This is a genomic window from Stenotrophomonas beteli (assembly GCF_001431665.1).
In the GTDB taxonomy this organism is placed as follows: Bacteria; Pseudomonadota; Gammaproteobacteria; order Xanthomonadales; family Xanthomonadaceae; genus Stenotrophomonas; species Stenotrophomonas beteli.
Window position 1 is genome coordinate 148960 of sequence record NZ_LLXV01000055.1, and the last position, 25483, is coordinate 174442.

28 protein-coding genes are annotated in these 25483 nt (G+C 67.7%); 17 read left to right on the forward strand and 11 right to left on the reverse strand.

Annotation, left to right across the window (positions count from 1 at the left end):
* The first annotated feature begins 17 nt into the window (after nt 1–17).
* On the forward strand, nt 18–533 hold the full coding sequence (locus ARC23_RS14680; protein ID WP_057497879.1) for a cytochrome c oxidase assembly factor Coa1 family protein: 516 nt from the start codon (nt 18–20) through the stop codon (nt 531–533).
* A gap of 67 nt (nt 534–600) precedes the next feature.
* On the forward strand, nt 601–2400 hold the full coding sequence (locus ARC23_RS14685) for a DUF885 domain-containing protein (RefSeq protein ID WP_057497880.1): 1800 nt from the start codon (nt 601–603) through the stop codon (nt 2398–2400).
* 221 nt (nt 2401–2621) lie between these two features.
* Here the strand turns inward: ARC23_RS14685 and ARC23_RS14690 are convergent, their stop codons facing one another.
* Nucleotides 2622–3086 (reverse strand): hypothetical protein, encoded by a 465-nt coding sequence (locus ARC23_RS14690; protein ID WP_057497881.1) that lies wholly within the window; start codon nt 3084–3086, stop codon nt 2622–2624.
* Nucleotides 3087–3269: 183 nt separating this feature from the next.
* On the opposite strand from ARC23_RS14690, the gene ARC23_RS14695 reads away from it, so the two are divergent.
* From ARC23_RS14695 to ARC23_RS14710, 4 genes are all read left to right on the forward strand, one after another.
* Nucleotides 3270–3518: a hypothetical protein gene (locus ARC23_RS14695; protein ID WP_006475755.1), complete on the forward strand. Its 249-nt coding sequence runs from the start codon at nt 3270–3272 to the stop codon at nt 3516–3518.
* Between the two features lie 122 nt (nt 3519–3640).
* Complete coding sequence (locus ARC23_RS14700) at nt 3641–4558, forward strand: bestrophin family protein (protein WP_057497882.1); 918 nt, start codon at nt 3641–3643, stop codon at nt 4556–4558.
* Between the two features lie 19 nt (nt 4559–4577).
* Nucleotides 4578–5567 (forward strand): porphobilinogen synthase, encoded by a 990-nt coding sequence (gene hemB, locus ARC23_RS14705; protein ID WP_057497883.1) that lies wholly within the window; start codon nt 4578–4580, stop codon nt 5565–5567.
* Between the two features lie 32 nt (nt 5568–5599).
* A complete protein-coding gene (locus ARC23_RS14710; RefSeq protein ID WP_057497884.1) occupies nt 5600–5869 on the forward strand; it encodes a hypothetical protein in 270 nt (89 codons plus the stop codon).
* 82 nt (nt 5870–5951) lie between these two features.
* Here ARC23_RS14710 and ARC23_RS14715 read toward each other — a convergent pair whose 3' ends face one another.
* Nucleotides 5952–6815, reverse strand: coding sequence for a TolB-like translocation protein (locus tag ARC23_RS14715; protein ID WP_057497977.1), 864 nt, complete (start codon nt 6813–6815; stop codon nt 5952–5954).
* A 48-nt stretch (nt 6816–6863) separates the two neighbouring features.
* On the opposite strand from ARC23_RS14715, the gene aroE reads away from it, so the two are divergent.
* From aroE to dinG, 3 genes are all read left to right on the forward strand, one after another.
* Entirely contained in the window at nt 6864–7709 is an 846-nt protein-coding gene (gene aroE, locus ARC23_RS14720) for a shikimate dehydrogenase (protein WP_057497885.1), read from the forward strand.
* Between the two features lie 3 nt (nt 7710–7712).
* Nucleotides 7713–8066: a hypothetical protein gene (locus tag ARC23_RS14725; protein WP_057497886.1), complete on the forward strand. Its 354-nt coding sequence runs from the start codon at nt 7713–7715 to the stop codon at nt 8064–8066.
* A gap of 167 nt (nt 8067–8233) precedes the next feature.
* Nucleotides 8234–10336 (forward strand): ATP-dependent DNA helicase DinG, encoded by a 2103-nt coding sequence (gene dinG, locus ARC23_RS14730; RefSeq protein ID WP_057497887.1) that lies wholly within the window; start codon nt 8234–8236, stop codon nt 10334–10336.
* A gap of 110 nt (nt 10337–10446) precedes the next feature.
* Here the strand turns inward: dinG and ARC23_RS21320 are convergent, their stop codons facing one another.
* Nucleotides 10447–10569 (reverse strand): hypothetical protein, encoded by a 123-nt coding sequence (locus ARC23_RS21320; RefSeq protein ID WP_275044132.1) that lies wholly within the window; start codon nt 10567–10569, stop codon nt 10447–10449.
* A gap of 226 nt (nt 10570–10795) precedes the next feature.
* On the opposite strand from ARC23_RS21320, the gene ARC23_RS14735 reads away from it, so the two are divergent.
* From ARC23_RS14735 to ARC23_RS20835, 5 genes are all read left to right on the forward strand, one after another.
* Complete coding sequence (locus ARC23_RS14735) at nt 10796–11107, forward strand: DUF5076 domain-containing protein (protein WP_057497888.1); 312 nt, start codon at nt 10796–10798, stop codon at nt 11105–11107.
* 432 nt (nt 11108–11539) lie between these two features.
* A complete protein-coding gene (locus tag ARC23_RS14740) occupies nt 11540–11899 on the forward strand; it encodes a hypothetical protein (RefSeq protein ID WP_057497889.1) in 360 nt (119 codons plus the stop codon).
* A 117-nt stretch (nt 11900–12016) separates the two neighbouring features.
* Nucleotides 12017–12142, forward strand: a complete 126-nt coding sequence (locus ARC23_RS21325) for a hypothetical protein (protein ID WP_275044133.1) — start codon at nt 12017–12019, stop codon at nt 12140–12142.
* A complete protein-coding gene (locus ARC23_RS20535; RefSeq protein WP_341271527.1) occupies nt 12132–12443 on the forward strand; it encodes a hypothetical protein in 312 nt (103 codons plus the stop codon). The genes ARC23_RS21325 and ARC23_RS20535 overlap by 11 nt, the downstream gene beginning before the upstream one ends.
* Nucleotides 12421–12951 carry a hypothetical protein gene (locus tag ARC23_RS20835; protein ID WP_057497890.1) on the forward strand — a complete coding sequence of 177 codons (531 nt, stop codon included), beginning with the start codon at nt 12421–12423 and terminating at the stop codon, nt 12949–12951. The genes ARC23_RS20535 and ARC23_RS20835 overlap by 23 nt, the downstream gene beginning before the upstream one ends.
* A gap of 281 nt (nt 12952–13232) precedes the next feature.
* Here the strand turns inward: ARC23_RS20835 and ilvD are convergent, their stop codons facing one another.
* Nucleotides 13233–15071, reverse strand: a complete 1839-nt coding sequence (gene ilvD, locus ARC23_RS14750) for a dihydroxy-acid dehydratase (protein ID WP_057497978.1) — start codon at nt 15069–15071, stop codon at nt 13233–13235.
* A 509-nt stretch (nt 15072–15580) separates the two neighbouring features.
* Between ilvD and ARC23_RS14755 the strand changes: the two genes are divergently transcribed.
* From ARC23_RS14755 to ARC23_RS14765, 3 genes are read left to right on the forward strand one after another with little or no spacing between them, the layout of a single operon-like run.
* Entirely contained in the window at nt 15581–16153 is a 573-nt protein-coding gene (locus tag ARC23_RS14755; protein ID WP_057497891.1) for a DUF1190 domain-containing protein, read from the forward strand.
* A gap of 7 nt (nt 16154–16160) precedes the next feature.
* Nucleotides 16161–17339 (forward strand): glutathionylspermidine synthase family protein, encoded by a 1179-nt coding sequence (locus tag ARC23_RS14760; RefSeq protein ID WP_057497892.1) that lies wholly within the window; start codon nt 16161–16163, stop codon nt 17337–17339.
* Complete coding sequence (locus ARC23_RS14765) at nt 17339–17986, forward strand: hypothetical protein (RefSeq protein WP_057497893.1); 648 nt, start codon at nt 17339–17341, stop codon at nt 17984–17986. The genes ARC23_RS14760 and ARC23_RS14765 overlap by 1 nt, the downstream gene beginning before the upstream one ends.
* Before the next feature lie 98 nt (nt 17987–18084).
* Here the strand turns inward: ARC23_RS14765 and ARC23_RS14770 are convergent, their stop codons facing one another.
* The 7 genes from ARC23_RS14770 to ARC23_RS14800 form a co-directional block, all read right to left on the reverse strand.
* Entirely contained in the window at nt 18085–19383 is a 1299-nt protein-coding gene (locus tag ARC23_RS14770) for a DUF58 domain-containing protein (RefSeq protein WP_057497894.1), read from the reverse strand.
* A complete protein-coding gene (locus ARC23_RS14775; RefSeq protein WP_057497895.1) occupies nt 19380–20366 on the reverse strand; it encodes an AAA family ATPase in 987 nt (328 codons plus the stop codon). The genes ARC23_RS14770 and ARC23_RS14775 overlap by 4 nt, the downstream gene beginning before the upstream one ends.
* On the reverse strand, nt 20363–21547 hold the full coding sequence (locus ARC23_RS14780) for a DUF4350 domain-containing protein (protein WP_057497896.1): 1185 nt from the start codon (nt 21545–21547) through the stop codon (nt 20363–20365). The genes ARC23_RS14775 and ARC23_RS14780 overlap by 4 nt, the downstream gene beginning before the upstream one ends.
* Entirely contained in the window at nt 21544–23160 is a 1617-nt protein-coding gene (locus ARC23_RS14785) for a DUF4129 domain-containing protein (protein ID WP_057497979.1), read from the reverse strand. The genes ARC23_RS14780 and ARC23_RS14785 overlap by 4 nt, the downstream gene beginning before the upstream one ends.
* Nucleotides 23150–24142 (reverse strand): stage II sporulation protein M, encoded by a 993-nt coding sequence (locus ARC23_RS14790; protein WP_057497897.1) that lies wholly within the window; start codon nt 24140–24142, stop codon nt 23150–23152. The genes ARC23_RS14785 and ARC23_RS14790 overlap by 11 nt, the downstream gene beginning before the upstream one ends.
* Nucleotides 24139–24828 (reverse strand): RDD family protein, encoded by a 690-nt coding sequence (locus ARC23_RS14795; protein WP_057497980.1) that lies wholly within the window; start codon nt 24826–24828, stop codon nt 24139–24141. The genes ARC23_RS14790 and ARC23_RS14795 overlap by 4 nt, the downstream gene beginning before the upstream one ends.
* A gap of 123 nt (nt 24829–24951) precedes the next feature.
* Complete coding sequence (locus ARC23_RS14800) at nt 24952–25482, reverse strand: gamma carbonic anhydrase family protein (RefSeq protein WP_057497898.1); 531 nt, start codon at nt 25480–25482, stop codon at nt 24952–24954.
* Nucleotide 25483: the final 1 nt, after the last annotated feature.

Here is a 25483-nt window from a genome sequence, read left to right on the forward strand (position 1 = left end):
CGGGAAGGAGCCCGCCGATGATCCTGCCACCGCCCATTCCCAGCCACTGCACCCGACCCGCCGGATGGTGGAGCCGGCACTGGCGCTGGGCGATGCCCCTGGCCGTCGTGCTGGTGCTGGGCGTGGCCGGCGGCATCGTTGCCTGGAGCGTTCTGCGCTGGAGCGAGGCGGCCCGCGAGAGCCCGCCGATGCGCGAGGCGCTGCGGCGCGCCGGCTGCAGTGTCGAGCTGGTGGAAGCGTTCGGTGAGCCACTGCGTACCGGATCGATGCCGCTGGGCAGCATGCAGACCGCGATCAACGGCCAGCGCGACGTCGGCCTGACCGTGGCCCTGGAGGGCTCCCGCGCGCACGGCCGGTTGTTCGTGCAGGGCAGCCGCCGCGATGACGTGTGGGATTACCCGGTGATGTATGTGCTGGGCGAGAACAAGCAGACCTTCGACCTGACCGCGCTGGATGACGATGAGGCCGCGCAGGAATGCGAACTGCAGGCCTGCCGCGAACGCGGCGAATGCCCGCTGGCCGCAGCGTTGTGACCTCCGGCCGATTGTCGTCATCGCGCTGAGCGCGTAGGGTGCGGGCAACCCTGTCCTGGAGTGCACCATGAAGCCGATCGCGCTGGCCGTTGCCCTGGCCCTGACCGCCGCCCCGCTGCTGTCCGCCCCGCCGGCGCTGGCCGCACCCACCGCCAAGGCCGCCACGCCGGCCAGCCCGGCCTGGGTGGCCCGCAGCAATGCACTGGCGCAGATCCTGCTCGATGCCCAGGGCCCGTTCCAGCCAGAGGAAACCGGCTTCTTCGGCGTGCCTGGCTATGACGACAAGGTGGCCGATCTCGGCCCCGACAACGACAAGCGCTACCGCGCGGCGATGGCCAAGGCGCGCGACGAACTGAAGGCGAAGCTGGCTACCGAGAAGGATCCCAACGTCCGCCAGGACCTGGAGATCATGATCCACGCCGCCAACCAGAACATCGAAGGCAGCGAGCTCAACGAGAAGTACCTGCTGCCGTGGACCGACGCACCGCAGACCGTGTTCAGCGGCCTCAACCTGCTGCTGTCCGACCAGGTACCAGCCGAGCGCCGCGCCAGGGCGATCGACCGCCTCAAGGCCTACGCCGGCCTGCAGCCGGGCACCACCGCCTTCACCACGCTGGCCCGCCAGCGCTACGAGGAACGGCTGAAGGACAGCAGCCTGCTGCAGCCGACGAAGATCGAAGTGCAGCAGTCGCTGGATAACGTCGAGACCTATATCAGCGGTATCGAGTCGCTGCTGAAGAAGTACCAGATCGCCGGTGCCGATGAAGCAATGAAGGCCCTGGCCGGGCAGATGAAGGACTACGCCAGCTGGACGCGCTCGACCGTGCTGCCGAAGGCGCGCGCCGACGCACGCCTGCCGGCGCCGCTGTACGCCTACCAGCTCAAGCAGGTCGGCATCGACATCGACCCGAAGCTGCTGATGCAGCGCGCGCAGCTGGAGTTCATGGAAACCCGTTCGGCGATGCAGCAGCTGGCCCCGCTGGTGGTGAAGGACAAGGGCCTGAAGGTGGCCGATCCGAGCGACCCGGTGGCGGTGATCCGCGCGCTGAAGGCCGACAAGATCGCCGACGACCAGCTGGAAGGCCACTACCGCAAGGTGATCGATGCGATCGATCCGCTGATCCGCGAGCACGCCATCGTCGATGTACCCAAGCGCGCCATGCAGATGCGCCTGGGTTCAGCGGCCGAGAGCGCGGCCAGCCCGGCTCCGCACTTCCTGCCGGCGCCGCTGGTCAACAACACCGGGCAGCAGGGCACCTTCGTGCTGCCGCTGGGCAACCCGGCGGCGGGCCCGGGCGCGCAGTACGACGATTTCAACTTCGGTTCGGCCGCCTGGACCCTGAGTGCGCATGAAGGTCGCCCCGGCCACGAGCTGCAGTTCACCGCGATGGTCGAGCGGGGCGTGTCGCTGGCGCGCACCATGTTCGCGTTCAATTCGGTGAATGTGGAAGGCTGGGCGCTGTATGCCGAAGCCGAGATGGTGCCGTACGAGCCGCTGGACGGGCAGATGATCGCCCTGCAGTTCCGCCTGCTGCGTGCCGCACGCGCCATGCTCGACCCGATGCTCAACCTGGGCCTGACCGATCGCGCCAACGGCGAACGCGTGCTGATGGAGCAGGTCGGCCTGTCCAAGGCGATGGCCACCCAGGAACTGGACCGCTACATGGTGCGCATGCCGGGTCAGGCGGGCAGCTACTTCTACGGTTACACCCGCATCCTGGAACTGCGCATGCAGACCGAGCTGGCACTGGGCGCGAAATTCGACCGCCTGGCGTTCAACAACTTCCTGCTCGACCAGGGCCTGCTGCCGCCGGACCAGCTGGCCGACGCGGTGAACAAGGTGTTCGTGCCGAAGTACAAGCGCTGAACGGCCCCGGTAGTGCCGGCCGCTGGCCGGCAGCCGCTGTTGGTAGATGCCGACCTTGGTCGGCGCTGTGGTTTCGTGCCAACCAAGGTTGGCACCCAGCAGAGCGATGCGTCGGTTGTTGCAGGGGTAGTGCCGGCGCTGGCCGGCATTGCCTTGGCCCCAGGAAGGAGTCCCGAGGTTGCCGGCCAGCGGCCGGCACTACCGGCGCTGACCCGAACGGGTCAGCGTTGCGGTTGCGGGGTAATCACCTGTGTCGGCAATCGCGCCGGCGGTGCCGGGTTCGGCACCCAGATCGCCACGCCGGCGGCGCGCTTCTGCGTGGTCGGAATGCCGATGCCAACGCCGCCACCCACGTGCGAGCCGAAGGTGCCGGCGCCCACCGACATGCCCACCGGCGAGCCACTACTGCCCACACCCATCAACACCACGCCGTTGGCGCCCAGCGCGGCGGCTTCGCGCTTCAGGCGGGCCACGGCGGCGTCAGTCTGGCCCTGGGTGCCGAAGCCGACCGCCGAGGCGGATTCCAGCTGGGCAATCTCCTGCGAGCCGGCCGGTGGCGTCGAATAGATCTGCACCAGTGCCGGATCGATCGGTGCCCGGGCGCGGCCCAGCATCACCTTGGACGTACTGGCGCAGCCGGCGCTGACCAGCAGGATGGCCGCCACCGCGGCCCAACGGATATTCATGGCACGACCCCTGTAGGACTGGTTGCGATCATCGGCGGGCCACTCTGAATCGGCGCCAACACCCGCCCGTGGGCAGGCAGCGCAGACGCTAGCACGGTGCCGGTGACAGCCCTGCCAACGGCAGTAGGCGGCGGCCCCGGGAACGATTATGGTGGGGCCAGGAACCAACTGCAGGAGGGCGGCATGGGTGTGATCAGTCTGTTGTGGGGTGTGCTGGCGCTGCTGTGGATGATCCTGGCGCTGATTCCGCTGCTGGGCTGGGGCAACTGGTTCCTGATCCCGTTTGCCGCCGTTGGCGCGGTGATCGCCGCGCTGGGCATCCTGTTCACCCACCCCAGCAAGCGCGGCCGGGCCTGGGCCGGGCTGGTGCTGAACGGCATCGTGGTGGTGGTCGGCATCCTGCGCCTGGGCCTGGGCGGCGGCGTGATCTGAACCTGCCGGCGGGTGCGACCGGGCGTCGCAGGCGCACAGCCGGTGGCCGGGCAGGGGCGTACAATGAATGACTGCGCGAGCCCCCCGCGTGCCTGTGAATCCGCGCCCGGCGCGGCTGCCCGATGATCATCCGACCCCGTCCCCACGGCTGGCAACTGCTGTACATCCTGCGCGGCTCGATCGTTCCGGCGATCGCACCGAAGGTGCTGGCCATCCTGATCCTGTCCATCGCCGTGGCGGCAGTGGTGGAGCTGGCGCCGCCGACCGGCATCGAGCGCTTCTCGGTGACCCCGTTCACCCTGCTTGGCCTGGTCCTGTCGATCTTCCTCAGCTTCCGCAACAGCGCCTGCTACGACCGCTGGTGGGAAGGTCGCAAGCTGTGGGGCCAACTGGTCTACGAATCGCGCTCGCTGGCCCGCCAGGTGCACCTGCTGCTGCCTGGCGACGCGGGCCGCCGCCGCCGCATCGCCTACCTCACCACCGCCTTTGCCCATGCCCTGGCGGCGCGCCTGCGCGGGCGCGTGGTGGCGCTGGCGGCAGTGCCATGGCTGGACAAGCCGCAGCGCGAGCAGCTGGGCCAGCGCGAGAACGTCCCCGACGCACTGCTGGCGATGATTGCCGCCGAACTGGCCCAGTCGCTGCGCAGCGGCGAACTGGACCCGATCCTCTATACCCAGCTGGAACAGCGCCTGCATGCGATGTCATCGATCCAGGCCGGCTGCGAGCGCATCCTGACCACCCCGTTGCCGTTTGCCTACACCCTGCTGCTGCACCGCTGCGCGTGGATGTTCTGCGTGCTGCTGCCGTTCGGCCTGGCCAGCTCGCTGGGCTGGGGCACGCCGGTGTTGTCGGCGGTGCTGGCCTACGCCTTCTTCGGCCTGGACCAGCTGGGCGAGGAAATGGAAGACCCGTTCGGCCTGGAGCCGAACGACCTGCCGCTGGACGCGCTGGTGCGCACCATCGAAATCGACCAGCTCGACGCGCTCGGCGAACGCCCCTTGCCCGAACCCCTGCTGCCGCAGGGCTACCTGTTGCAATAGCCACTCCTCGGAGCCTGCCATGTCCCATCCGCTTTACCGCCCGCGCCGCATGCGCCACGACGAGTTCTCGCGTCGCCTGATGCGCGAGAACACGCTGACCACCGATGACCTGATCTACCCGGTGTTCGTGCACGAACGGGCGGGCCGCACCGCAGTGCCATCGATGCCGGGCGTGGAGCGGCTGTCGATCGAGGAACTGCTGAAGGTGGCCGAAGAGGCGCTGGAGCTGGGCATTCCGGTGATCGACCTGTTCCCGGTGATCGACCCGTCGCTGAAGTCGCTGGACGCATCGGCGGCGTGGTCCGAAGACGGCCTGGCGCAGCGCGCGATCCGTGCGCTGAAGTCGCGCTTCCCGGAGCTGGGGGTGATGACCGACGTGGCGCTGGATCCGTACACCACCCACGGCCAGGACGGCATCATCGACGACAAGGGCTATGTGCTGAACGACATCACCGTCGACGCACTGGTCAAGCAGTCGGTGTCGCATGCCGAGGCCGGTGTCGACATCGTCTCGCCGTCGGACATGATGGACGGCCGCATCGGCGCGATCCGCCGTGCGCTGGATGCCGACAGCCACATCAACGTTCGTATCATGGCGTACTCGGCCAAGTACGCCTCGGCGTTCTACGGCCCGTTCCGTGATGCGGTGGGCAGCGCCGCCAGCCTCGGCAAGGCCGACAAGAAGACCTACCAGATGGACCCGGCCAACGGCGACGAGGCCCTGCGCGAGATCGCGCTGGACCTGGAAGAGGGCGCCGACATGGTGATGGTCAAGCCGGGCATGCCTTACCTGGACCTGGTGCGCCGGGTGAAGGAAAAATTCGGCGTGCCGACCTTCGCCTATCAGGTCAGTGGCGAGTACGCGATGATGAAGGCCGCCTTCGCCAATGGCTGGCTGGACGAGCGCGCCTGCGTGCTGGAGTCGCTGCTGGGCTTCAAGCGGGCCGGTGCCGACGGCGTGTTGACCTATTTCGCGCCGCAGGTGGCGCGATGGCTGCGCGAGCGCTGACAATAGCGCCACGATAGACGGAGGAGTGCGCGATGGGACCCGAACTGGGATGGATGCAATGGCTGATCTGGGGCACCGGCACGCTGGTGTTCGGCGCCATCATCGTCGGTGTCTTCATCGCCGCCTGGCGGGCCGGCAAGCGCCCGCCGGAGCAGCTCTCCGCTGCCCGCCACGTCGCCCGTGAGCAGGCCCTGCCGGACAGCGTGCAGGCCGAGCTGGCCGCGCTGAACCAGCGCAAGGACAACGGCCAGTTGAGCGAGGTCGAGTACGAGCAGCAGCGTGCGAAGGTGTTGGCGCGCTGACGGGCAATGCCCGGGGTCGGATCCCTTTCCGCAGGAAAGGGCTCTGACCCCTTCGCGGGCGCCATCCACGCATGGCGTGGATCTACCGCACGCACCCGGCCACGGCCGCCAGCTTCGGCACTGCCAACCGGTACACATCCACGCCACCGGCACGCGGCGCCTTCGCTGCACTGCTGGCCACCATCATCTCGGCTGGCTTGGCGTTGTCGATCACCGGCGCGCCGGTCCAGCCCCCGGGGCGGTTGAACGACAGGCCCAGTGGCTGCAGCGCCGCGCCGCTCCAGGCGCAGCCGCTGCTCCACACCTGCGCGGTCGCGCTGCTGCCACGGCTGAACACCACCGCGCCGTCGTTGCCCAGCCAGTCACCGTCGGTCTCGTCGTCCGCACTGTTCAACGCGGTCAGTGCGCGGGCCGGGCCACGTGCGCCCTGCGCGTCCAGCGTCGCTACGAACAGGTCCCAGCCGGTGCCACGTCCCTGCTGGCGGGCAAACAGCAGCCGCTGGCCATCGGCGCTCAGGGCCGGCCCGCGCTCTGCCTGGCGCCCGGCATCGCCCACCAACGCCTGCGCGCTGCCCACCTGGCCATCGCGCGCCAGCGCGGCCCGGTACAGCGCCAGCCGGCCTTCGCGCCCGGCCGCGAACAGCAGCCAGCGCCCATCGCGGCTGAAGTACGGATCGACCACCTCGCCGGCCACGCCCACCGGCAGGGGCTGCGCCTGTTGCCAGCGGCCGTCGGCCACGCGCGCCTGCCACAGGCCCCAGCCAGCCTCGCCGCGGCGGGCGAAAACGATGCGCTGGCCATCGGCGCTGATCGTGGCGCGGCCCTCGTCGGCGCGGGTGGAGACCACGCCCATGCCTTCGATGCCGTACTCGTTCAACGCCATCGCCACGGGGGCAGAGAGTAGACTGGCGGCGAGCACCAGCAGGGGCGGGGTGATGCGCATCATCCAGGTCCGTGCACGAAAGAGCATCAGTCTAGCCAGCTTGAGGATTCCATGACCGACCGTTACGCCGTCTTCGGACACCCCGTTGCCCACTCGAAGTCGCCGCAGATCCATGCGACGTTCGGTCGCCAGGAAGGCATCGCCATCGACTACCGCGCGATCGACCTGGCCCCGGAGGCGTTCCTGGCCGGCCTGGAAGCCTTCGCCACCGAGGGCGGTGTCGGCGCCAACGTCACCCTGCCGCACAAGGAGGCCGCGTTCTCGGTGTGCACCACGCTGACCGCCCGGGCACGCCGCGCCGGCTCGGTCAATACGCTGCTGCGCAAGGGCGACCGCTGGCACGGCGACACCACCGATGGCATCGGCCTGGTGCGCGACCTGACCGACCGCCACAGCCTGGACCTGCGTGGCCGTCGCGTGCTGCTGATCGGCGCCGGTGGTTCGGCGCGCAGCGTCGCCCCGGCGCTGCTCGATGCCGGCATCACCGAACTGGTGGTGGTCAACCGCACGCCGGAGCGCGCCGATGAACTGATCGACGCGATGGGCGAGCCGGGCCGCGCGATCAGCCGCTACTGGGAAGACCTTCGCGAGCTGGGCGACTTCGAACTGATCGTCAATGCCACCTCGGCCGGCCGCGACCGTGACGTCGAGTTCAAGCTGCCGCTGTCGCTGGTCAACTCGATGACCACCGCGGTCGACCTCAATTACGGCGAAGCCGCCATCGCCTTCCTGGCCTGGGCGCGCGCCGCGGAGTGCCGCAATACGGTCGATGGCCTGGGCATGCTGGTCGAGCAGGCGGCCGAGAGCTTCCTGCAGTGGCATGGGGTGCGCCCGCAGACCGACCCGGTCTACCAGTCGCTGCGCCAGGGCTCGGCCGTGCTGGCCGGCGAGGACTGAGCGATGGACAACGCAACCCTGCTGATCACGGTGCTGAGCATGGTGGGCGTGCGCCTTCCGGTGCTGATCGCGCTGTGCGTCGGCCTGGTCTGGGTGGTCGGTGCACCACGCGATGCCACCCGCACCGGCGCGCTGGTCGGCCTGCTGCTGTTGCTGCTGGCCAGCCTGGGCGGCATGGCGGCGGGCATCCTGCCGATGTGGATGGTGCGCAGCGGTGATTTCAGCGCCGTGTCGAGCCTGAGCGCCATCCTGGGCGTGCTGCACTTCGCGCTGGCGTTGATCGAGGCGCTGGGCGTGGTGCTGCTGGTGTGGGCGCTGGTGCGCCTGCTGCGCGCCCGTCCCGCCGCGGCCGCCTGAGTGCTGGCGCCGGGCCATGCCCGGCGTATTTCGCCCTTGCGCGGCGCGGGCTTCGGACCGTGCGCGCCGGTGGGCGTCGTCGCTGGCTCGTTCAGGGTGCCGGCAACGGTGAACACGGCCGGCCATGCGACAATGACCGGCCTGATCCAGCCACGGTAGTTCCCGGCGTGACCGAAACTGTCGCTGCCCCGCGCACGCTCGATGACACCTTGAAGGACGCGATCCGCAAGGCGTACACGACGCTGCAGGCCAACACCCCCGGCTTCTCCACCCGCCGCTCGCAGAGCCAGATGATCGGCGTGGTGTCGCGCGCGCTATCGAAGAGCGGTGGCGTCGGCGTGGTCGAGGCGCCCACCGGCGTTGGCAAGAGCCTGGGTTACCTCACCGCGGGCGTACCGATTGCGCTGGCCACCAAGAAAAAGCTGGTGATCAGCACCGGCACCGTGGCGCTGCAGTCGCAGCTGGTCGAGCGCGATATCCCCAACTTCCTCAAGGCCACCGGCCTGGAAGCGACCGTGGCGCTGGCCAAGGGCCGTACCCGCTACCTGTGCACGCGCAATGCTGCCGAGGCGCAGGGCGAGGGCTCGCAGGGCGGCATGTTCGAGGATGACGCGCCGCTGTTCGACCGGCCGCTCGCGCCGATCGAGATGGACATCGCCAAGCGCCTGACCGACGCCTTTACCGGCGGCAGCTGGGACGGCGATATCGACAACGCACCGGAGACGATCAGCCCCGGCCTGCGCAGCCGCATCACCACGCCGGCCTCGGGTTGCGCAGGGCGCCGTTGTGCGTACTCGGCACAGTGCGCGGTACTGCGTTCGCGCAATACCGTGCGCGATGCGCAGATCGTGGTCACCAACCATGCGCTGCTGCTGTCGGCGCTGTCGATCGGCGACAGTGACAACGGCCAACCGCTGATTGCGGCGCCGTCGGACATGCTGCTGGTGCTGGACGAAGGCCATCACATCGGCAACGTGGCCATCGACCAGGGCGCGGCCAGCCTGGCCCTGGACGAGATGGCCAAGCGCACCGGCCGCCTGCAGATCCTGATCGCCGGTGCGTACCGCGCGGTCGACAAGGACCGCCTCGGCAACCTGCTGCCGAACGAAGCAATCGACATTGCCAGCAACGTGGCCAAGCAGCTGCGTGCGTTCCGTGACCACATCGAGCGGGTGTGGATGCCGGCGCCGGCCGACGAGGAACCGATGTGGCGCGCCGCCAATGGGCGCCTGCCCGAGGCCTGGCGCGAGCCGATCGAAGCCTTGGCCGACGACACCCGCAGCCTCTACAACTGGGCGCATGCGGCCACCGCACAGGTGGCCAAGGGCAAGCCGGACGATGCCGCGCGCGAGCGCCTGCAGCGCAACCTCGGCATGGCGCTGGAAATGATCGAGCAGCAGTACAACCTGTGGCAGGCCTGGCGCCGCGAGGACAAGGACGGCGCGCCGCCGATGGCGCGCTGGGTCACTGCCACCCGCGACGGCGACCTGGTGCTGCACGGCTCGCCGGTATCGGCCGCGCACGTGCTGCGCAAGCTGCTGTGGGATGAAGTGGATTCGGTGGTGATGACCTCGGCGACGCTGACCGGCGGTGGCGATTTCCAGTCGCTGGCCATCGACAACGGCATTCCCGAAGAGGCCGAGATGGTCTCGCTGTCCTCGCCGTTCGACCTGCCCAACCAGGCCGAGCTGGTCGTGCCGAAGTTCCCGGTCACCCCGGACGACCGCGAAGGCCATTCCCGCGAGGTGGCGCGCTACCTCGACACGGAGCTGGACTGGGCCAAGGGCTCGATGGTGCTGTTCACCTCGCGCTGGAAGATGGAGAAGGTGGCCGGCCTGATGTCGGCCGCGCGCCGCAAGCAGGTGCTGGTACAGGGTGAGATGTCCAAGACCCGGCTGATCGACGAGCACCTGCGCCGCGTGGCGGCCGGCGAGGGCTCGGTGCTGTTCGGCCTGAATTCGTTCGGCGAAGGCCTCGACCTGCCCGGCGAGGCCTGCACCACGGTGGTGATCACCCAGGTGCCGTTTGCCGTGCCGACCGACCCGCAGACCGCCACCCTCAGCGAATGGTTCGAAGGGCGCGGGCTCAACGCCTTCAACCTGATCGCGATTCCGCACGCGCTGCGCACGCTGACCCAGTTCGCCGGCCGCCTGATCCGCACCTCCACCGACACCGGGCGCGTGGTCATCCTCGATTCGCGGCTGCTGACCCGCCGCTACGGCAAGCGCATCATCGACGCGCTGCCCCCGTTCAAGCGCGTGATCGGCTGAAAAAAAGGGGACGGAGGGGATTAAGTCGTTTGCGGCACAAGCGACCTCATCCCTTCCGCCTCCGGTGGCTACCGGCGCAGCGGCAGCCACGTTCCTCCGCTGACGCTGCGTCACAGCCATTCCATCATCAGCGCGTCGAGCGAGAAGAAGCGCAGGTTGACCAGGAACCCGGCGAGCAGCGCGAATCCGCGCAGGGCATCGATGAGGCGCTGGCGCGGCGGGCGTTGGGTCATGCCGGGCCGGGCAACGGATGGGCGCACCGGGATTGCGGTTTCAGAATTGCCTGATTGCCGGGTGTGGGGGAATCGGATAGAAGATGCACGGATTCGAATGCGCTCCGCCGATGGCGGAATCGTGAATTTCTGGTAGCCACTCTTTCCAGGGAACGGGCATGGACAATGATCAGCGTCATCTACTTCAGCGGAATGAAGTGTCACCAGGCAAGTGGGGATTCACGCCATGAATGAGCGTCCTGTTCCGGAAGCGGCCCTGGAAGATGAGAACTCAGTTGAAATGCTCCGGGTGTGGATTGCTGCAAAAAAGCTCCATTGCTCGATGAAGGTTGGAATGTACAAAGAGACCTCCAAGATCCCGGAGGAGATGGCATGGGGAGTGATACTGGCAGATGTTGCGCGCCATCTTTCGAAAGCGCTTGAGTCGGGTTATGGCGTGGATGCGCGGATTGCTCTGAGTGCAATCAGGGAAAGGTTCAATGATGAACTCAATGAGCCGACCGCGCGCGTAGATGGAGGTTTCATGACAAGGAACTGACTGCGGGAAGGCTCCCACGTCATGCAAGGAAGCCCGCTCACCGAGTGGGCTTCTTGTTACCAGCGCGAGCTGGTCCTGTCGGTGGGGTGTGGGCGGGTCAGGTCGTCCGATCTGCGCAGTCCGGTGAGGATGGCAGCAATGCGAATCGACATGCCACCAACCTGCCTTGCAGGGATGGCCCGCCAAAGGGCTCTGACACCACTTGGCATCACCCGGCGGGAAGTAACGTTCCAACCACGACGATCAGATATGAGAAGGATCAGGTGATATGGCTGCAGGCTCATCGAAAGATTTCTGCAGCGAACCCTGTCTGATGCGCAGCCGCCTGAAAGTCCTATTGTTGCTGAAGGCTGGGCTGGGATTGCCTTCGAAAGAAATCGCTATGAGTACTTCGCTCCTGAAGACGTTTGGATTGCGTGGTTGGATGTACACGTGAGCCGCCCATCATCCTCGAAACAGATCGAGATTGTTTCATTCGAGGATGTTGAAGCGGACAGGGACGGATTCTTCACCGTGCCCAGCCTTTGTTCGTTGCATGGATTCCTTGCGGAGGATGCGCGCTTCCTTGCTGACCACTATGTACTGTCCCGCTCGGGTGAGTGGATGGTTCGTCTCGATCAGGATGTGAATCTCTTCGCGGCCAAGGTGGATTTTGTTTCGGAAGTGCTGGCGCGTTTGGGCGGCCTGACTGATGTGATGGCACGAATGATCGAAGACTTTGATCCGGGAACGGGGGATCCTGTGGGCTTGAATGGATTTCTCCTTGAGGTTACCAAGGGGCTGCGAAGCTAGCCTCGCGACCGCATCCGGATCACCTGCAACGCGCAGTGGACCGCTGTTCCAAACGCCACGACCTACGAGCTGCTGCGGGATGGCAACAACATCGCGTACACCGGTCCGGAAACCCGCGTGACCGCTGCCAACACCAACTACTGCGCCACCACGTACCAGGTGCGCGCGTGCAATGCGGGTGGATGCTCGCCGTGGTCCACCCCTCCGATGACCCAGGTACTGGAGATCCGGGATGGCGTCTGAACACTTCTTCCGTCCTGCGGCAGCCATCTGCGCATGGATCTGTGGCGTTGTGCTGCTGGGGCTTCTCGGGGCAGGGTCTGCCGCGGCCCAGACGGTCACCTACATCCATACCGATGCCCTGGGCTCGGTGGTGGCCGAGACCGATGCCAACGGCAACGTGATCAAGCGCTATGACTACGAGCCTGGGGCACAGATCGGAGAAGATGGCGTTTCTAGCCGCCAAACAAACAGTTCCGGCGGTCAAAGTATCGACATCCCTGCAAACGATGAAAAGCCACATGAAACCCTACACTACGATTGAGCAGCTCTCCGACGGCGTACGCTACCTGCCGCTGCAATTGAAGGGCGTGCATCTGGATACGCTGGCGGCTCTGGTCCAAGGGCGTCGCCTCCTTGAATGTAGAGTTCCCCGGATGCAGGCAGCCAGATCAGCTTCGCAGGTGATCTTGAGGTTTGACCAGGGTACGTCTCTTGAACTGACATCTTCCAGCACGGTTGCTCAAGGCTGGGAAGAGTTTGGAACAATAAATGTGGAAGTTGCGTCCGGGGCAGCGGTTGGACTGGAGTGCGAATGGCACAGTCTTGAGTTGTCGGAAGGTCGCGAGGTTGTCCAGGTCGAGATCGTTCGCTGGCAGGGCGCAGGACTGATCGTTGACTCCGGCATTCGTTTGCGTTTTGCGGACGGTCGATTCTTCTGGGCTGTGGCATTTGACTTGCCTGGGACACTTCTCTTGACCATGCCTGGAGAGCCGTCTCCAGATTACTGGCAGTTTCCTGCGGATGAGTACTTTTTCGCAGCCACTGGGTGAGGAAAAGAGATTTGGCACGGCCGAGGCGCTCCTTCGCACTAATCCGCGTGGCGGACCAACGGAGATCGATGATCATGCCTGAAGTCGGTTGGGCGTCCCCGATCACAGGGGGCACTGCATGCCCGGTTCCGCTCCGCCTTCCTGGACAGGCACGGCGTGGTGCTGGAAGGCGATCCTGAGTCGTTCCTCGCTGGAGGTACTGGCGAGTGCAGGGGCGCGGATGGAAGTGCGCTAATGGGGTCGGAGCCCTTTCTGCGAAAGGGCTCCGACCCCAGGGCCATTCAATCGCCCAGCAGGGCCGTGTTGCGTACCGCGCCCTTGTCGGCGCTGGTGGCCAACAGGGCATAGGCCTTCAGCGCGCTGGTGACCTTGCGCGGGCGCGCCTCACGCGGCTTCCAGCCACGTGCGTCGGCGTCGGCGCGGCGTTGGTTCAGGGTGGCTTCGTCCAGCAGCAGCTCGATGCGGCGGGCGGGAATGTCGATGCGGATGCGGTCGCCGTCTTCCACCAGGCCGATCGTGCCGCCGCTGGCGGCCTCCGGCGAAACATGGCCGATCGACAGGCCCGACGTGCCGCCGGAAAAACGACCATCGGTCAGCAGCGCGCACTGCTTGCCCAGCCCCTTCGACTTCAGGTAGCTGGTCGGGTACAGCATTTCCTGCATGCCCGGGCCGCCCTTCGGGCCTTCGTAGCGGATCACCACCACATCGCCGGGCTTCACTTCGTCGGCGAGGATGCCGGCCACGGCCGCGTCCTGGCTTTCATACACGCGCGCCGTGCCTTCGAACACGTGGATCGACTCATCCACACCCGCGGTTTTCACCACGCAGCCATCGACGGCCAGATTGCCGCGCAGCACCGCCAGCCCACCTTCGGCCGAATAGGCATGCTCGACGCTGCGGATGCAGCCTTCGGCGCGGTCCACGTCCAGCGTGGGCCAGCGCGTGGCCTGGCTGAAGGCGACCTGGGTGGGAATGCCGGCTGGGCCGGCACGGAAGAAGTCATGCACGCTCTGTTCGTTGCTGGCCACCACGTCCCAGCGCTCGATGGCGTCGGCCAGGGTGCGGCTGTGCACGGTCGGCACGGTGGTATCCAACAGGCCGCCGCGCGCCAGTTCGCCCAGGATGCCGTACACGCCGCCGGCGCGGTGCACGTCTTCCATATGGTATTTGGGCGTGTTCGGGGCGACCTTGCACAGCTGCGGCACGCGTCGTGACAGCGCATCGATGTGGGTCAGGTCGAAGTCGACCTCGGCTTCCTGCGCGGCCGCCAGCAGGTGCAGGATGGTGTTCGTCGATCCGCCCATGGCGATGTCCAGAGTCATCGCATTGGCGAACGCGGCCTGGGTGGCGATGCCCCGCGGCAGCGCGCTTTCTTCTTCGCCGCCGTACCAGCGGTGGCACAGTTCGACGATGAGGCGGCCGGCACGCAGGAACAGCTGTTCGCGGTCGGCGTGGGTGGCCAGGGTGGAACCGTTGCCGGGCAGCGACAGGCCCAGCGCTTCGGTCAGGCAGTTCATCGAGTTGGCGGTGAACATGCCCGAACAGGAGCCGCAGGTGGGGCAGGCACTGCGCTCGAACTCGGCCACCTTTGCATCGCTGGCGCTCTCGTCGGCGGCGATGACCATCGCATCGACCAGGTCCAGCTTGTGCTCGGACAGCCGGGTCTTGCCCGCCTCCATCGGCCCGCCGGAAACGAACACTACCGGGATGTTCAGGCGCAGCGCGGCCATCAGCATGCCGGGGGTGATCTTGTCGCAGTTGCTGATGCACACCAGCGCGTCGGCGCAGTGCGCGTTGACCATGTATTCGACCGAGTCGGCGATGATCTCGCGGCTGGGCAGCGAATACAGCATGCCGTCATGGCCCATCGCGATACCATCGTCCACGGCGATGGTGTTGAATTCCTTGGCGACGCCGCCAACCCGTTCGATCTCGCGCGCGACCAGTTGGCCGAGGTCCTTCAGGTGCACGTGGCCGGGCACGAACTGGGTGAAAGAGTTGGCGATGGCGATGATCGGCTTGTGGAAATCGCCATCCTTCATGCCGGTGGCACGCCACAGGGCGCGGGCGCCGGCCATGTTGCGGCCGGCGGTGGAGGTGCGGGAGCGGTATTCAGGCATGGCGGGCGGAACGGGCGGGCCGTACAACGTGGGGGTCGGCCGATCATGGCCAATTTTTTCGGTTGCTGCTGCAACCACCGGAGGTGGTCCGGCCAGGCTTGCCCGGCACCCACGGTAGTGCCGGCCGCTGGCGGCTGTGCGTTCGGGCGCTTGCGAAGCAGGGCTTCGCAAGCAAAGCGCCCTCACCCATGTAGCCTCGGTCGCGTCTTGCTCGTGTGCGCTGTCGTGCGCACACGGCAAGACCGGGGTTGGGCGTCCTGCCCAACCCGCCCGAGGCATGCCTCGGGCCCATGGCGCCCACGCCCCCGCAACCGGATCCACCCCGCCTTCGGCAGTTTCCTGCGATCTGTCGGGGTCGGATCCCGTTGCTGCGCAACGGGCTCTGACCCCGATTCCTGATTGGAACGACGAAAATGAAAGGCCGTTCATCTTTCGCGCTTTGCCGATTCCGGTTGCTGGCCCGGATTTGGCATCATTGGGGCATTGATCCGTCGACAGGGCATGAGGCCATGAAACGTTCCCGCACCACCGCGCTGCTGCTGATGAGCGCCGCGCCGCTGCTGTTCACCGCCTGCCAGAAGGAGCCGGAGGTGAAGGTGCAGGAAGGCCTGTATACCTCGGTCGAGGCCTGCACCGAGGCCACCGGCGACCCGTCGTCGTGCCGCAACGCCTTTGCCGAAGCGCAGAAGCAGGCCGCCGATGCGGCGCCGAAGTACGCCAGCAAGGAAGCCTGCGAGCAGGATTACAAGCCGGAACAGTGCGTGCAGCAGCACACCTCGGCCGGTACCTCGTTCATCGGCCCGATGATGATGGGCTTCTTCATGTCGCAGATGCTGAGCAACCGCGGCGGCCTCGCCCCGCAGGCGCCGGCGTCGGCACCGGCTTATCAGGACAAGAACGCTGGTTGGGCGCGTCCGGCACCGGGCGGTACCGGTGGCCTGAACACCGCCAGCGGCATCGGCGCCGGCAAGGCCGGCCTGGCCCCGGTCACCAGCGAGCCGAACCGTGCGGTCACTGCCAGCCGTGGTGGCTTCGGCAACACCAGCGCGCGCCGCAGCACCAGCGGCAGCTACGGCGGCTGATCGACCCATGCAGCGCATCCGTATTGCCGAGCGTGCCCAGTGGCGGGCACGCGCGGAAGAGGCGGGTTTCCGCTTCCACACCATCGACGGCCAGCCGTACTGGGATGAACGCGCGTACTACGCCTTCACCCTGCGCCAGATCGAGCAGGACATCGAAGACCCCAGCGCCGAGCTGCACCAGATGGCGCTGGACCTGGTCGGTGATGTCATCGGCAGCGAACGGCTGATGGACCAGCTGGCGATTCCGTCGCATTACCGCGACTGGATCGCCGACAGCTGGCGCCAGCGCCAGCCGCATCTGTACGGTCGCCTGGACCTGGCCTACGACGGTACCGGCCCGGCCAAGCTGTACGAACTGAACTACGACACGCCGACCTCGCTGTTCGAGGCCAGCTTCTTCCAGTGGCAGTGGCTGGAAGACCAGCGCAATGCCGGTCGCCTGCCGCAGCATGCCGACCAGTTCAACGCCATCCACGAAGCGCTGGTCGAGCGTTTCGGCGAACTGGCCACGCAGCTGCCGCCGCCGCTCTACTTCAGCGCGGTGGGCAGTTCCGAAGAAGACCGCGGCACTGTCGACTACCTGCGCGACTGCGCCTCGCAGGCCGGCCTGCATGGCCAGGCCATCGCCATCGAAGACATCGGCCTGTCCGAGGATGGCCGCTTCACTGCGCTGGATGATTCGGTGATCGGCACGCTGTTCAAGCTGTACCCGCTGGAAGACCTGATGGCCGAGGAATTCGGCCGCGCGTTGCCCGGCTCGGGCGTGCAGCTGCTGGAACCGGCGTGGAAGGCGGTGCTGAGCAACAAGGGCATCCTGCCGCTGCTGTGGCAGCGCAACGTCGGTCATCCGAACCTGCTGGAAGCGCATTTCGACGACGGCAGCGCGCTGGCCTCGGGTTGGGTGCGCAAGCCGCTGTTCTCGCGCGAAGGCGCGAACATCGAAATGCACCTGGCCGATGGCAGCACCCAGCGCAGCGACGGTCCCTACGATGGCCCGGCGATCATCCAGCGTGCCCATCCGCTGACCCGCTTCGAAGGCGGCTATCCGCTGATCGGCAGCTGGGTGGTGGGTGACCACGCCTGCGGCATCGGCATCCGCGAGGACGACAGCGCGATCACCCGCGACAGTGCGCGCTTTGTGCCGCACGCGATCGTTGACGAGGCGCCGACGCGGATCTACGTCTGATGGCGGTGCAGCGTTGGCCTGGCCGGCATGGGCGTCCCACGCCCGTGCCGGGCCGGCATTTCGATGACGGGCGCAGCCTGCAGGCCTTCGCGGACCGCGTCGCTGTGCGTTGCCATCGCTGCGACACCCCCGGCTGGGTGATCGCCAGCTGGAAACCTTATCGGTGGACGGCGCGATTCCGCTGTACCGGCTGCAGTTCTGCGTTGGACAGTGGTGACTGGGTCGGTGCGGTCTACATGCTGGGCCGCCAACCTTGTGGATTCTGTGGGCATCAGTGGCTGCATGTGCGTCGTCGGGTTCCCGCTGGCGTTCCTGCACCGGCGTCCTTCGCTGCTCGATGTGCGCAATGTGATCGTAGTACCGATGTTTCGGTCTCGGTGCGTCCGTTGCGTGATGCCGAGCCTGCCGATCCGCACTTCGGATTGCCGCTGCACCTGGTTGAACCGACCCGCGCGGGCCTGCTCTGGGCCTACAACGCTGAGCATCTGCAGGCACTGCACGAGTACGCGAGCGCGACACTGCGGGAAAGCCGCGGCCATCACCGATCGATGTTCTCGCGTCTGCCGCAGTGGATGAAGCTGGCCCGTAACCGGGTGCTGCTGCAGCGTGCGGTGGAGCGGTTGCAGCGGCGGTTGCTGCAGGGGTAGTGCCGGCCGCTGGCCGGCAGCCGAGCATGGGCTCGGCTCTACAGGAATCAGGCCTTCTGTAGAGCCGAGCCCATGCTCGGCTGCGGTCAATCGCAGGGTTACAGCAGCCCTTCGCGCTTCACCGCCAGGTAGCGCTCCACCAGCGCACCGGGCAGGGCGTCGGCGGTTACATCCAGCACCATCACCTTTTCGCTGCGTAGTGCCTCGTGTGCCTTCGCGCGCTGCTGCAGGTACAGGGCGGCGGCACCGGCGCGCGCGGCCTCCTCCAGCGTCTGCACGTCGCCCTCCATCGCGCCGTCCAGCTCGCGCTCGCGCAGGCTGGCCACGCATACTAGGTGGCGTCGCTGCAGCAGGCGCACGGCCGCCAGCAGGTCTTCGATGTCCTCGTCGCGCACGTTGCTGACCAGCATCACCAGCGCGCGCCGGCGCTGGCGCAGCGAGACGTCGGTGGCGGCCGCCAGATAGTCGGTGGCCACCGCGCGCGGCTGCAGGTCGTAGCTCGCGCGCAGCAGGTGCTCGACCGTGCCCATGCCACGCTGCGGCGCCACCCAGCGGCGTTCGCCACCGGCAGCGAAAAAGCCGGCAGCATCGCCCTGGCGCAGCGCCAGGTAGGCCACCACCAGCGACGCGTTCAAGGCATGGTCGAAGTGCGAGAGCCCGCCTTCGCTGGCCAGCATGCGCCGGCCACTGTCGAGCATCAGCAGCAGCTGCTGGTTCTTCTCGTCCTGGTACTCGCGCGAAATCAGCTTGCGCGCCCGCGCGGTGGCCTTCCAGTCGAGCTGGCGCAGGCTGTCGCCCACCCGGTACTCGCGCATCTGATGGAAGTCGGTGCCTTCACCGCGGCGACGCTTCACGTGTGCGCCGACCAGCCGCGAGGCCTGGTCGGCACTGAACAACGCAAACCGGGTAAGCGGCACGAAGTTCGGATAGACCCGCACGTCCAGCGCGGGGGGCAGCGTGCGTTGCTGCCACCACAGCCGCCACGGCGAGCGCATGCGCAGGTGCACGCCTTCGAAGCGGAAGCTCCCACGCTGCAGCGGCTGCAGATGATAGTGCAGGGTGGAGGCACTGCCGGCCTGCAGGCGCACGCGCTGCGGCAGCGATTCCAACGGCCAGCCGCCCGGCACCAGGTCGAACACCTGCACCGTCATCGATGCGTCCGCTTGCAGCCGCAGTGCAGCCTCGCGGCGCACGCCCAGTGCCAGCGCTTCGGGCAGTTCGCGCTGCACCTGCGGCGACGGACGCCGCCACTGCCGCCACAGATCCATCAACGCCGGCACGGCAATCACCAGCGCCGCCAGTGCCCAGCTCCAGCGGGGCAGCAACCCGCCCAGCACCAGACCGCCCAGCGCGGCCCATCCCAGCAACAGCGCCAGCAGCAGCGGGGCCGGCCTCATCGGCGCGGTGCTTCCACCTTGGCCAGCAGCGCGCCCAGCACATCGTCGGCATCCTGCCCTTCAATCTGCAGTTCCGGTGCCAGCGCAATACGGTGGCGCAGCGCCGGGCGCGCGATGTCGCGTACGTCGTCCGGGGTGACGAAGTCACGACCGGCCAGCACCGCCTGCGCCCGGGATGCGCGCACCAGCGCGATGCTGCCGCGTGGGCCAGCGCCCACTGCGATGCCCGGCCACTGCCGGGTGGCGGCGACAATCCGCACCGCGTAGTCGATCACTTCGTCATCGATACTGATCGCCGCAGTGGCACGTTGCAGTTCCAGCAGCTCGCCGGCACCGAGCACGCGTGGCACCTGGCTCAGGTCGAAATCGCTGGCGGCGCGGCCACGGGTGATCGCGGCCACCATGCGCTTCTCGTCCTCCAGCTGCGGGTAGTCGATCAGCACCTTCAACAGGAAGCGATCCAGCTGCGCTTCCGGCAGCGGGTAGGTGCCTTCCTGTTCCAGCGGATTCTGCGTGGCCAGCGCCATGAACGGCGGCGCCAGGGTGAAGGCCTTGCCCTCGATGGTCACCTGGCCCTCCTGCATCACTTCCAGCAGAGCCGACTGGGTCTTGGCCGGCGCGCGGTTGATTTCGTCGGCCAGCAGCAGGTGGGTGAATACCGGCCCGCGGCGGATCTTGAAGCTTTCGCTCTTCGGGTCGTACACGGCGTGGCCGCTGACGTCGCTGGGCATCAGGTCCGGAGTGAACTGGACGCGGCCGTAGTCCAGCTCCAGCGCCTGGGCCAGTGCGCGCACCAGCAGGGTCTTGCCCAGCCCGGGCACGCCCTCGATCAGCACATGGCCGCCGGCCAGCAGCGCCACCAGGATCTGGTCCAGCACGTCGGCCTGGCCGATGAAGGCCTGGCCGACGGCCTGGCGGATGGCATCGACGCGTTCGATCAGGCGGGCGTGGGCCGCCGTCGGCAGTTCAGGAACTTCGGTCATAGCAGGGATCTCATCTGGAGCAGCAAGCGGATGCGCTCGCGCAGGGCGGAGGAATCGTGCGGCGGAGGGGGTGTGAGCGCGCTGGCGACGCGGCCCTGCGGCCACTTCAGCAGCTCGGCGATGGCCTGTTCGCGTGGTGCGCCCTCCAGTGCGGCGGCGACCGGTGCGCGCAGGCGCAGGCGCTGCAGGAACAGGGCGAGTACGGCCTCGTACAGGCGCCTACCGTGGCCGAAACGCAGCAGCAGTTCACCACTGGCACGCACGTGTTCCAGCAGCGAACGGCGTTCCAGTACCGGTGGCGGCAGGAGGCTGCCGAAGCGCTGCGAACGGCCCCACAACCAGCCCAGCAGGGCCAGCAGCAGCGGCGCCCACAGCGGCCAGCCCTGGTAGAACATGCGCGACCACAGTGACGGCGGGCGGCTGGCATAGACCAGCCAGACCGCACCCTTGCCGTAGTTCGGATCGAGCAGGTAGCGGGTCAGGTCGCGATGCGCACGATCGTGCAGTCCGTCGCTGGCGTTGCCGGTGGCGGTCGCCATGCGCGCGGCGGGCGAATCGACCTCGCTGCGCATGAATTCCATGTCGGCCAGCACGCTCACCTTGCCTTGGCCATGGCGCAGCCGTGCGAACACCAGGTCATGATCGCTGCCCCAGCGACGCTCGGCCTGCTCGCTGGCGGCAAAGCCCAGGGTGAAGCGCCTGCCCGTGCAGAATTCCACGTGGCCGGGATCATCCTGGACGTGGAACGGCTGGCACTCGCTGCGCTGGTACAGGCTGTCCACGCCCAGCTGGTCCAGCAAGGGGCCTTGCGTGCTGCTGGCGTCATCCTCGGCCGGTGGTGGCGTGCGCACCAGCAAGTGGCCGCCCTGGTCCACCCAGTCCAGCAGCTGTTTCACCGACGGTGCGGGCAGTTCGCTGCTGTCCTGCAGCAGCACCACCGTGTCGTACGGGCCCAGTGCCATCTGCTGCAGCTCCAGCCGTGGCCGTGCATGCACGTCGATGCCGTCGGCGCGCAGCGCCTGGCCGAGCACATACAGCGGGTTGTAGGCGGCCTCGCCCTGCGCGGGCAGCGTGATGGTCTCGGTCACCCGCTCATGCGTGCGCAGGTAGAGGATGGTCAGCGGCACGCCAAGCAGCACCAGCATGCCCAGCAACAACGACCAGAACAGGCGCGGGCTCATGCCTGCCACCGGTACTGCTCGCGCAGCGTTGCGGCCAGCGCGTCGAAGTCGCTGCGGCTGGGCAGGCGGCCACCGTAGGCGGCGTACTGCCACATGCGCACGATGCGCGCGAACAGGTCACGGTCGGCAGCCTCGGGCATGCGCCGCGATGCGCGCAGGCACTGCGCTTCGGTGGCGCCGGGGGGCAGGGCGATGCCGCTGCGCTCGCCCACGGTACGCACGCTGGCGCGGTACAGCAGGGCCAGTGCCTGCCGCGGCCGGCCCTGGTCCCACAGCAGGCCAGCCTGGGTGGCCACGTCCGGCGGCAGCACCACCGGCAGCTCCACCTGCTCCTCCAGCACCTTCGGTGCAGCGTCGGCCTTGCGCCGGCCACTGCCACGCAGCCACGGTAGCCACAGCCGCACGGTCAGCAGCAGCACCAGCAGCAGGATACCGAGCAGGCCCCACAGGCCCCATTCGGCCAGCCGTGCCAGCCAGGCGATGCCACTGCTGCGGGCCTTGCGCTCGCCGTTGTTGCGGCTGTCGCTCTGCAGCGGCTTGTCGTCCTTCTTTTTTTCCTCGGCCTGCTCGATCGGCTTCCAGCGGGTGACCTCGCGGGTCGGGCGCTGCAGCGGATCTTCATAGGCGCGGTTCACTGCCTGACGGAAACCGGCGGTGTCCACCGGTGCTGTACCGAAGATCATTGCCGGCGTATTGGCGGGGTCGTTGGCCGCGGTGGCCGGTTCTTCCGCACTGTCTTCGTCCTCTTCGGCATCGTCGGCTTGCTCAGCGACCGGCTGCGCGTCCTGCGCATGCACCGGTGCGGAGACCAGCGGCAGTGCCAGCCACAGCAGCAGCGCCAGCGTCGATGCCGCCGGCAGCAGCCGCTCGCGCAGGCGGCGCAGGGCGATTTCGACGTCCCAGGCTTCCATCTGCGTGCGCCGGTTCAGATACAGGCCGAAGCCCGCACCGACGAAGAACGGGCCGATCAGCACCGAGGCCAGCCAGCACGCCAGGTTGAAACCGAAGCGTGCCCAGGCTGGCGTGTCCTGGCCGATCATGTCCCAGGCCGCGCGCCACGATTCGGACATCAGCTCCAGCGGCATGAACATGAACACCGCACCGATCGCGCCGGACACCAGCACCGCTTCGAACACCATGCACAGCACGGTCAGCGCCGTCGCGGCGCCGGCCGCACCGGCGGCCACCGCACGGCGGCGGGGGCCACGCTGGTTCGGCGCGTTGCCTTCCAGCAGGTTCACCGGCAGGCACAGGCTGCGCAGCACACTGAAGCGGCGCCAGCCGAGGTAACCCCAGAATCCGCTGTGGCCCCAGCTGCGCTGCGCGCGCAGGGCGCCCGTCGCCGTCACCGGTTCGCCGAAGATGCCGCGCGACAGCACGTACAGGGGCGCGCGTTCGAACAGTGGCTTGCACCACCACATCGCCAGCCACGCCCATCCGAAGGCATCCAGCCACCAGCCCAGCGCGTTGAAGATCACAAACAGCGGCGCACTGGCCAGCAGCCAGCTGCCCCACACCGCGCGGGCATGGCGGCGGGCGAGGGCGCTGCCCAGCTCCATCGCCTCCCAGCCGCTGCGTGCACGCAGCACCACGTCCAGGCGGTCAATCCGCATCGCCGCCTCCGCGCCCACCACGCCACAGCCAGAGCAGCACGCCAGCCCACAGCACGCCGGCCACGCTGAACTTGCCCCATGCCGGTACTTCGGCGATCGACGACCAGAACGCCTCGATGAAGGCCGCGACCAGCAGCATGAAGGCCACGCCCAGGCACAGCCGTGCGCCGATGCGTCCGCCTTCGACCAGCGCGTCCAAGCGGCTGCGCCGGCCCGGTGCCAGCAGCTTCATGCCCAGCTGCAGGCCGGCACCGCCTGCGATCACGATCGCAGTCAGTTCGAAGGCGCCGTGGCCGACCACGAAGCGCCAGAACGGATCACCATGGCCGATGTGCTGCAGGTGGCCGGCCACCGAACCGATGATCACGCCGTTGAACAGCAGCACCAACAGCGTACCCAGCCCGGCCAGCAGTCCGCTGGCGAACGTGCGCAGGGCGATGCTGATGTTGTTCATGATGTAGTGGCCGAACATCATCCAGTCGGTGCCGCTGTCGCGGCCCAGGCGCTCGGCGGCCGGGTCGTACATGCGCTCCATCTCGGCGATCTGGCGGTTGTCCATCAGCTGGTGGATCAGGTCCGGGTAGAGCTGCACCAGCACGAAGCAGGCCACGGCCGGCAGCGCGAACATCGCCAGTGCCACCCACATGCTGTGTGCCTGGCTGCGGACCAGCAGCGGAAAGTCGGCCACCAGGAACTCCAGTGCCGCGCGCCAGCGCGTCGGCCGCGTGCGGTACAACACGCTGTGGCCCTGCTGCATCAGCTGCTGCAGGCGCTGCACCAGCTGCGGGCTGTAGCCACGCTCGCGGGCCAGGGCCAGCTGCTGGCACAGGCGCCGGTACCGCTGCGGGAAGGCGGTGTCGTCCAGTGCCAGGCCGCTGGCCTTGCGGCGCGTGCGGCGCGAGGCACCAGCGCGCAGCAGCAGCCACTGCTCCAGGTCCTGCCACTCCTGTTGATAGCGGGCGACGAACTGTTCCTGCTTCATCGTCGTCCCAGCAGCCAGTTGGCCATGGCGTACAGGCGCAGCACGGCGACCTGGCCGTGAGTACCGGTCAGGGGCTCGGCAATGCCGGCCAGCTCCTGCTGGCGTGCCGCCGACAGCCGTGGCGCGCGCTCGGCAAAGGCCATCAGCGCGGCCTGTTCTTCCGGGCGCAGCGGCTGTGGCGGGGCCAGTACGCTGTCGATGGTGAGGGGCGGCGGCAGGTACAGCGCAGGCGCGTGCACCACCACGGTGCCGGCCACCAGGTCACCCAGGCGCCGGCCATGCGGGTCGAACAGGCTGCTGATCAGGCCCAATGCATAGCCGAACGGCAGCATGTCCACGGTACGCAGCAGATTGCGGGTGATCGACGCCATCCAGCCCACCGGTGCGCCATCGCGCGACAGCACCCGCAGGCCCAGTGCGCGCTTGCCGAGGGTACGGCCCCACAGTGCCTCGCAGATGATCGGGTAGGCCCAGTAGACCAGGAACATCAGCACCAGGTAGAGGCCGGAGCCGAATTTGTCCAGCAGTGCCAGCGGGATCGACATCAGCACCAGCACCGCGATGCGCACACCGAGATCCACCAGCCAGGCCATCGCCCGCGGCAGCGGGCCGGCGGCCGGCAACTGCAGCAGCACACCCTCCGGCGTCACCACCTCGCGGTAGGTATCGAGCATCGGCGCGGCCATCAGTGCGATGGCCTTCGTTGTGGGCACCGGAGTCCTCTCCGGCAGGCAGCCACAGGCATGGGGGTCTCGACAGGTCCTGGTCGGGCCCAGACTTTAGCAGAGCGGCGTGGCGCTGTTGGCCCCTCAGGCCAGGTACTGGTCCTTCAGCCGCACGTAGTGGTCGGCCGAGTAGTGCAGCGATTCGATCTCTTTGTCGCTGAGCGTGCGTGCCGGACGCGCCGGGTTGCCGACCCACAGCTCGCCCTCGCCGACCACCTTGCCCGGGCCGACCACCGCACCGGCACCCACGAACGCATGGCGTTCCACCCGGGCACCGTCGAGGATGCAGGCACCCATGCCGATCAGGCTGTAATCGCCGATGGTGCAGGCGTGGATGATGCAGCCATGGCCGACGGTCACGCCTTCGCCGATCAGGGTCGGGTAGCCGGCCTTGTTGTACGGGCTGTGGTGGCTGACGTGGATGATGGTGCCGTCCTGCACGTTGGTGCGCGCGCCGATGCGCACGTAATTGACATCGCCGCGGATGATCGTGCCCGGCCACACCGACACGTCTTCGGCCAGCTCCACGTCACCGATGATGGTGCAGGCCGGGTCGATGTACACACGCTCGCCGAGGACGGGCAACGTGTCGCGGAAGGGGCGCAGCGGGTTCATC

What these genes read in the sequence shown, in the direction of transcription:
- ARC23_RS14800 (WP_057497898.1), bottom strand. Translation starts at nt 25,482, where the DNA reads ATGAACCCGCTGCGCCCCTTCCGCGACACGTTGCCCGTCCTCGGCGAG.
- ARC23_RS14780 (WP_057497896.1), bottom strand. Translation starts at nt 21,547, where the DNA reads ATGAGCCCGCGCCTGTTCTGGTCGTTGTTGCTGGGCATGCTGGTGCTG.
- ARC23_RS14715 (WP_057497977.1), bottom strand. Translation starts at nt 6,815, where the DNA reads ATGATGCGCATCACCCCGCCCCTGCTGGTGCTCGCCGCCAGTCTACTC.
- ARC23_RS21320 (WP_275044132.1), bottom strand. Translation starts at nt 10,569, where the DNA reads ATGACCCAACGCCCGCCGCGCCAGCGCCTCATCGATGCCCTGCGCGGA.
- ARC23_RS14755 (WP_057497891.1), top strand. Translation starts at nt 15,581, where the DNA reads ATGAAACGTTCCCGCACCACCGCGCTGCTGCTGATGAGCGCCGCGCCG.
- ilvD (WP_057497978.1), bottom strand. Translation starts at nt 15,071, where the DNA reads ATGCCTGAATACCGCTCCCGCACCTCCACCGCCGGCCGCAACATGGCC.
- ARC23_RS14710 (WP_057497884.1), top strand. Translation starts at nt 5,600, where the DNA reads ATGGGACCCGAACTGGGATGGATGCAATGGCTGATCTGGGGCACCGGC.
- aroE (WP_057497885.1), top strand. Translation starts at nt 6,864, where the DNA reads ATGACCGACCGTTACGCCGTCTTCGGACACCCCGTTGCCCACTCGAAG.
- ARC23_RS14735 (WP_057497888.1), top strand. Translation starts at nt 10,796, where the DNA reads ATGAATGAGCGTCCTGTTCCGGAAGCGGCCCTGGAAGATGAGAACTCA.
- ARC23_RS14790 (WP_057497897.1), bottom strand. Translation starts at nt 24,142, where the DNA reads ATGAAGCAGGAACAGTTCGTCGCCCGCTATCAACAGGAGTGGCAGGAC.
- ARC23_RS14770 (WP_057497894.1), bottom strand. Translation starts at nt 19,383, where the DNA reads ATGAGGCCGGCCCCGCTGCTGCTGGCGCTGTTGCTGGGATGGGCCGCG.
- ARC23_RS20535 (WP_341271527.1), top strand. Translation starts at nt 12,132, where the DNA reads ATGGCGTCTGAACACTTCTTCCGTCCTGCGGCAGCCATCTGCGCATGG.
- ARC23_RS14725 (WP_057497886.1), top strand. Translation starts at nt 7,713, where the DNA reads ATGGACAACGCAACCCTGCTGATCACGGTGCTGAGCATGGTGGGCGTG.
- ARC23_RS14775 (WP_057497895.1), bottom strand. Translation starts at nt 20,366, where the DNA reads ATGACCGAAGTTCCTGAACTGCCGACGGCGGCCCACGCCCGCCTGATC.
- ARC23_RS14795 (WP_057497980.1), bottom strand. Translation starts at nt 24,828, where the DNA reads ATGGCCGCGCCGATGCTCGATACCTACCGCGAGGTGGTGACGCCGGAG.
- ARC23_RS14695 (WP_006475755.1), top strand. Translation starts at nt 3,270, where the DNA reads ATGGGTGTGATCAGTCTGTTGTGGGGTGTGCTGGCGCTGCTGTGGATG.
- ARC23_RS14785 (WP_057497979.1), bottom strand. Translation starts at nt 23,160, where the DNA reads ATGCGGATTGACCGCCTGGACGTGGTGCTGCGTGCACGCAGCGGCTGG.
- ARC23_RS14765 (WP_057497893.1), top strand. Translation starts at nt 17,339, where the DNA reads ATGGCGGTGCAGCGTTGGCCTGGCCGGCATGGGCGTCCCACGCCCGTG.
- ARC23_RS14700 (WP_057497882.1), top strand. Translation starts at nt 3,641, where the DNA reads ATGATCATCCGACCCCGTCCCCACGGCTGGCAACTGCTGTACATCCTG.
- ARC23_RS14760 (WP_057497892.1), top strand. Translation starts at nt 16,161, where the DNA reads ATGCAGCGCATCCGTATTGCCGAGCGTGCCCAGTGGCGGGCACGCGCG.
- ARC23_RS14685 (WP_057497880.1), top strand. Translation starts at nt 601, where the DNA reads ATGAAGCCGATCGCGCTGGCCGTTGCCCTGGCCCTGACCGCCGCCCCG.
- ARC23_RS14690 (WP_057497881.1), bottom strand. Translation starts at nt 3,086, where the DNA reads ATGAATATCCGTTGGGCCGCGGTGGCGGCCATCCTGCTGGTCAGCGCC.
- hemB (WP_057497883.1), top strand. Translation starts at nt 4,578, where the DNA reads ATGTCCCATCCGCTTTACCGCCCGCGCCGCATGCGCCACGACGAGTTC.
- ARC23_RS14680 (WP_057497879.1), top strand. Translation starts at nt 18, where the DNA reads ATGATCCTGCCACCGCCCATTCCCAGCCACTGCACCCGACCCGCCGGA.
- ARC23_RS20835 (WP_057497890.1), top strand. Translation starts at nt 12,421, where the DNA reads ATGAAACCCTACACTACGATTGAGCAGCTCTCCGACGGCGTACGCTAC.